Annotated in this window: 7 protein-coding genes; 5 read left to right on the forward strand and 2 right to left on the reverse strand. The window is 73.8% G+C overall.

Annotation, left to right across the window (positions count from 1 at the left end; genetic code table 11):
• Positions 1–218: 218 nt before the first annotated feature.
• Both ACFRMQ_RS37820 and ACFRMQ_RS37825 read left to right on the forward strand, forming a co-directional pair.
• Positions 219–1,691 (forward strand): sensor histidine kinase, encoded by a 1,473-nt coding sequence (locus ACFRMQ_RS37820; RefSeq protein ID WP_380735407.1) that lies wholly within the window; start codon positions 219–221, stop codon positions 1,689–1,691.
• Positions 1,688–2,365, forward strand: a complete 678-nt coding sequence (locus ACFRMQ_RS37825) for a response regulator (protein WP_380735408.1) — start codon at positions 1,688–1,690, stop codon at positions 2,363–2,365. The genes ACFRMQ_RS37820 and ACFRMQ_RS37825 overlap by 4 nt, the downstream gene beginning before the upstream one ends.
• Before the next feature lie 25 nt (positions 2,366–2,390).
• On the opposite strand, the gene ACFRMQ_RS37830 is transcribed toward ACFRMQ_RS37825, so the two are convergent.
• Positions 2,391–2,852: a GNAT family N-acetyltransferase gene (locus ACFRMQ_RS37830; protein ID WP_380735409.1), complete on the reverse strand. Its 462-nt coding sequence runs from the start codon at positions 2,850–2,852 to the stop codon at positions 2,391–2,393.
• 157 nt (positions 2,853–3,009) lie between these two features.
• On the opposite strand from ACFRMQ_RS37830, the gene ACFRMQ_RS37835 reads away from it, so the two are divergent.
• The gene (locus ACFRMQ_RS37835) at positions 3,010–3,261 is read left to right on the forward strand and encodes an alpha/beta fold hydrolase (protein ID WP_380735410.1); all 252 of its coding nucleotides are present in this window, start codon (positions 3,010–3,012) and stop codon (positions 3,259–3,261) included.
• A gap of 97 nt (positions 3,262–3,358) precedes the next feature.
• Here ACFRMQ_RS37835 and ACFRMQ_RS37840 read toward each other — a convergent pair whose 3' ends face one another.
• Positions 3,359–4,189: an SAM-dependent methyltransferase gene (locus ACFRMQ_RS37840; protein ID WP_380735411.1), complete on the reverse strand. Its 831-nt coding sequence runs from the start codon at positions 4,187–4,189 to the stop codon at positions 3,359–3,361.
• A gap of 283 nt (positions 4,190–4,472) precedes the next feature.
• Here ACFRMQ_RS37840 and ACFRMQ_RS37845 point away from each other — a divergent pair, with 283 nt between their 5' ends.
• Positions 4,473–4,820: a PRC-barrel domain-containing protein gene (locus tag ACFRMQ_RS37845; RefSeq protein ID WP_380735413.1), complete on the forward strand. Its 348-nt coding sequence runs from the start codon at positions 4,473–4,475 to the stop codon at positions 4,818–4,820.
• Positions 4,821–4,929: 109 nt separating this feature from the next.
• Positions 4,930–5,139, forward strand: a 210-nt coding sequence (locus ACFRMQ_RS37850) for a metal-sensitive transcriptional regulator (protein ID WP_380735412.1), incomplete at its 3' end; no start/stop codon positions are given.

The raw sequence follows: 5,139 nt of genomic DNA on the forward strand, positions 1-5,139 counted from the left end.
GCCCCGGACCTCCCCGGCACCCCCGGGGCCGGATCCGGTCGGCACCGGTCGGCTCGGACAATGGTTCGAGCCCAACCGTTTACCGTTGACGTCAGGGGCCGTCGCACACGCGGCGGCCCCCGACCGCGCCCCGCCGCCCCCTTGCCGGGGCGGGCGCGGCACGAACTGGCACCGCCCGGCGAGGGCGCGGCCAGGCCCCCGACCCGGAGAGCACGAGCATGAGCGACACCTGGCAACGCCTGCGCCGCGACCACCCCCGGCTGCTCGACGCCGCCGGAGGCGTGGCCCTGATCGTGATCACCGCCCTCGGCGCCACCACGGACCAGGCCGCCGGGAAGTTCATCAAGGTCGACCCGATGACCTGCGTCCTCGCGCTCGTCTCGGCCGTCGCGGTGTTCTTCCACCGTCGTCGGCCGCGCGCAGTGGTGTTCTTCACCCTGTTCTGCACCATGCTGCTCGTCTGGAGCGCCCCCCGGCTCACCCCGATGCTGTCCGCCCCGCTGCTGCTCTCGCTCTACTTCCTCGCCGTCCGTACCGACCGCGCGACCGCCTTCCGCGTCTCCGTCCTCTCAACCGTGCTGCTCACCGGGACCTCCCTGCTGCTGGGCCCCGGCGGGGCGATCGGCGAACGGATCGGCGTCCTGGCCTGGGCCCTGCTGCCCGGAGCCCTCGGCGACTCCATCCGCAACCGCCGCGTCCACCTCGCGGCCATCGAGGAGCGCGCCGAACGGGCCGAGCGCACCCGCGAGGAGGAGGCCCGCCGGCGGGTCGCCGACGAGCGGATCCGGATCGCCCGCGACCTGCACGACGTGGTGGCCCACCACATCGCCCTGGCCAACGCCCAGGCCGCCATCGCCGTCCACCTCATGGACCGCCACCCCGTCAAGGCCCGCGAGGTGCTCAGCCACATCACCGACGCCACCGGCTCGGCCCTCCAGGAGTTGCGTGCCACCGTCGGCCTGCTGCGCCGCGCCGAGGAGCCGGCCCCACTCGAACCCGCTCCCGGCCTGGACCGGTTGCCCGAACTGATCAACACCTTCGAGCGGGCGGGCCTGCCGGTCCGGCTCACCGTCGAGGGCGAGGCCCGCCCACTGTCGCCAGGAGTGGACCTCACCGCCTACCGGATCGTCCAGGAGTCGCTGACCAACGTGGCCAAGCACGCCCACGGGGCCGACGCCGAGGTCACCCTGGCCTACAGCGGGACCCGGGTCGCCGTGAGCGTCGCCAACGGCCGGCCGATCGCGATCGGACGCCCCCGAGCCGTCCCCCGGTCCCAGCACCCCCCTGGCGAGAGCGGATTCGGCCTGATCGGCATGCGCGAACGGGCCGGCGCGGTCGGCGGCCGGCTCAGCGCCGACCGGCGGCCCGACGGGGGCTTCCTGGTCATCGCCGAACTGCCGCTGCGCACCGGCGCCCGGGACGACGGCCCCCAGACGGCGGCCGCCCTCACCGCCGCCGACGTGGTCCGGGCGGCCCGTACCGCGCGCGACGACCGCGACGACCGCGCGGCCCACACCGACCTCATTGACCTCACCACCCGCACCGCTCGCGTGGACCTCACCGCCCACGCCGTTCGCGCCGACCACACCGACCACACCGACTACACCGACCGCCCGACACCAGCCGAAGGACAGGACGACCGCGCCGCCCGAGCGGACCGCGCCGTTCGAGAGGACAGGGACCACGCATGACCATCCGGGTACTGCTCGCGGACGACCAGGCCCTGCTGCGCGGCGCCTTCCGCATGCTGATCGAGGCGGAGGAGGACATGGAGGTGGTCGGCGAGGCCGCCGACGGCCGGGAGGCCGTCGAGCTCGCCCGGGCGACCAAGCCCGACGTCGTGCTGATGGACATCCGGATGCCCGGCACCGACGGCCTCGGCGCCACCGCCGAGATCTGCGGCGACGAGGAACTGGCCGGCACCCGGGTGCTGATCCTCACCACCTTCGAGATCGACGAGTACGTGGCCCAGGCGCTGCGCGCGGGCGCCGGCGGCTTCCTCGGCAAGGGCGCCGACCCGAACGAACTGCTCGCCGCCGTCCGCACCGTCGCGGCGGGCGAGCCGCTGCTCTCGCCCGCCGCCACCCGGGCCGTGATCGACCAACTGCTGGCCCAGCCCGACCAGGCGTCCGCGACCCCCGCGAGCGAGCGGCTGTCCGTCCTCACCGCCCGCGAGCGCGAGGTGATGTCGATGGCCGCCACCGGCCTCACCAACGAGGAGATCGCCGAGCGGATGTTCGTCAGCCCCTTCACCGTGCGGACCCACGTGCACCGGGCGATGTCCAAGCTGGACGCCCGCGACCGTGCCCAGCTGGTCGCCATCGCCTACCAGACCGGTCTGGTGCCGCCCGGCCGCCCGTCCTGAGCGGCCGCCCCGGAACGGAGTGGGGTCAGCCCTCGCCCCGCTCCGCTCCGGTGCGCGGCGGGCGGACCCGGGGCAGCCCGAAGGCCGACATCCCCTTCTCCTCGTAGGAGAGGAAGCCCAACGACCGGTAGAAGGCGTGGTTGCGCACGCCCTCCGGCGTGGACTCGTGGTCGGTGGAGAGCAGGAAGAACCGGCAGTGCGCGTAGCGGTCCATCAGGTGCTCCATCAGCGCGCGCCCGACGCCCTCGCGGTGGTGGCGCGGGTGGACCAGGACGTCCTGGACGTAGCAGACCGCCTCGTCGTCGGAGACGGTGCGGGCCAGCCCGAGCAGTTCCCCGGACTCGTCGCGCGCGGTGACGACGAGATGGGAGTTGGCCAGTCCGCGCATCAGCTTGTCGATGTCGCTGGTGTAGCCCTTCCACTCCACCGCGTCGTACAGCTCGAACACCTCGTCGCGGTCGAGCTCCACCTCGCGGGCGATGATCACATGGCCTCCCCGATCACGCGGTTCTCCCCGGAACCGCCGTCACTGACGTACTCGAACGGTCCATCCTTCACCGGGCGGACCGTTGCGCTCAAGGTGGTGTGGACCACTATGCGGAATCCGGTGCCGCCGCGGCGTCCGCCGTGGGACGGTCTGCGGCATGCCGAGCTTCCCCTCCTTCGACGGTTCCGAGATCGGCTACGAACTCGTGGGCCGGGGCGAGCCGCTGGTGGTCCTGGCCGGCGCCTTCGACGGCATGACCGGCACCGCCCCGGCCCGGGCGTTGGCGGCCTGCCTGCCGCACGGCGGGCTGGACGTGCTGGTGCGTTCGGGCCACCGCCCGTGGGCGGAGGAGCCCGAGCGGTTCGTCGCGCTCGTCGACGGGTTCCTGACCGGCCTCCGAACTCCCTGACCACCCCGCCGTCCACCCCGGCCCGGGCCTCGTGATCCGGACACCCCGGCCGGACACGCGGGCCGGACACCCGGCCGGGGGCCTCTGCCGCCGGGCCTCAGGGCTTGCGGGCCACCGCGCCGTACATGCTGACCCGGTCGGAGCCGGGTGCGGGAGTGCTCTCGGGCCGCCAGAGCGGGACGGTGGTCACTCCGGGATCGAGGAGGTCGAGGCCGTCGAAGAAGGCCAGGACCTCCTCGCGGGAGCGGCCGACCAGGGGCGCGGTGGCCTTGTCGTAGATGCCGGTGACCCGGTCGCGGATCTCGGCCGGGATGAAGTCCGCGGTGCCGTGCGAGAGGACCAGGTGGCTGCCGGAGGGCAGGGCGTCCAGCAGGGTGGCGACGGCCTGGTACGGCTCGTCCTCGTCCCGCAGGAAGTGCAGCACGGCGGCGAGGACGAGTCCGACCGGCCGGGAGAAGTCGAGCAGGTCCACCGCCCGGACCGCCTCCAGCAGGGCCGCGGGTTCGCGCAGGTCGGCCCGGATGACGGTGGTGCGGCCGATGCCCGAGCCGGCCATCAGGGCGCGGGCGTGGCTGAGCACGATCGGGTCGTTGTCCACGTAGACGACCCGCGCGCCCGGTCTGGCACCCCGGGCGATCTCGTGGGTGTTCCCGGCCGTCGGAATGCCGGTGCCGATGTCGAGGAACTGGTCGATGCCGCTGTCGGCGGCGCACCGCACCGCGCGGGTGAGGAAGCCCCGGTTGGCCCGGGCGGTGGAGCGGAACTCCGGGTTGGCGGCGAGCGCCGTCTCCGCGGCGGCGCGGTCGGCGGGGAAGTTGTCCTTGCCGCCCAGGTAGTAGTCGTACATCCGGGCCGGGTGCGGGATCTCGGGCCGGAGATCGGCCGGGATCCCGGCCCCGCCCGATTCCCATGTGTTCTCGTATCCCACGGTCGCCCTCTCCTTCGCCCCGGACCCCGCCGCGGGTCCGTTCGACCCGTTCCCGGCGCTGCTGGCCGACAGCCTAAAGCCCTGGTCACGGCCTCGGTGCCGGTTGGCCGGGTCACCCCCGTATGTCCCTTTCGGCCGCCCCCGTATGTCCCGTTCGTCGGGCGGGGCCCGTCGGGCGGGAAGGCCGGCGGGCTCGCCGCGCGTCTCCGCCGCCCCCGGCGCAGGATGGGAGGTCGGGGCAGTGGAAGAACCGGGGACGGGAGGCCGGGCAGTGGGAATCGCAATGGCGGACATCCGCGAGTGGCGCGGCCGCCCCGTGGTCGACGAGAAGGACCGCCGCATCGGCTCGCTGGAGTCCGTCTACGTGGAGACGGCCAGTGACGAGCCGTTCTTCGCCACCGTCACGGTCGGTTTCGCGGGCCGTCGCCGTCTGGCGTTCGTCCCGCTGGACGGGGCGGTGGCCGGGCCGGACTACGTCCGGGTGGCGTACCCGCGCAACCAGGTGAAGCAGGCCCCCGCGATCGGCACCGACGACGTGCTGCCGGTCGAGGACGAGCCCGCCGTGTTCGCGCACTACGAGATCCCGTACGCGACCGGGGCAGGCGGGGAGCGCCGCCTGGCCCGCCGCTGAGCCGCTGCCGGGAGGGCGGCGGCGAGGGGCACGGCTTTCGCCATCCGGGAATGAATACCCCGCCGGGTACACTTGTCCATCGATAGTCGATGCGAAAGGCGGGCCCGACATGCAGGTGGACGAGGAGGCGGTCGGCGCGGTCCTGAACCGACTGCGTCGCGCGCAGGGCCAGTTGGCCGGAGTGATCGCGATGATCGAGGCGGGCCGGGACTGCAAGGATGTGGTCACCCAGCTCGCCGCCGTCTCGCGCGCGCTCGACCGGGCGGGGTTCAAGATCGTCGCGAGCGGCATGCGCCAGTGCATGGCCGGCGCCGAGGAG

This window comes from Kitasatospora sp. NPDC056783 (assembly GCF_042789895.1).
Lineage (GTDB): Bacteria > Actinomycetota > Actinomycetes > Streptomycetales > Streptomycetaceae > Kitasatospora.

Excerpts from the sequence above, each read along its gene's own strand:
- ACFRMQ_RS37820 (WP_380735407.1), top strand. The coding sequence starts at position 219 with ATGAGCGACACCTGGCAACGCCTGCGCCGCGACCACCCCCGGCTGCTC.
- ACFRMQ_RS37845 (WP_380735413.1), top strand. The coding sequence starts at position 4,473 with ATGGCGGACATCCGCGAGTGGCGCGGCCGCCCCGTGGTCGACGAGAAG.
- ACFRMQ_RS37835 (WP_380735410.1), top strand. The coding sequence starts at position 3,010 with ATGCCGAGCTTCCCCTCCTTCGACGGTTCCGAGATCGGCTACGAACTC.
- ACFRMQ_RS37825 (WP_380735408.1), top strand. The coding sequence starts at position 1,688 with ATGACCATCCGGGTACTGCTCGCGGACGACCAGGCCCTGCTGCGCGGC.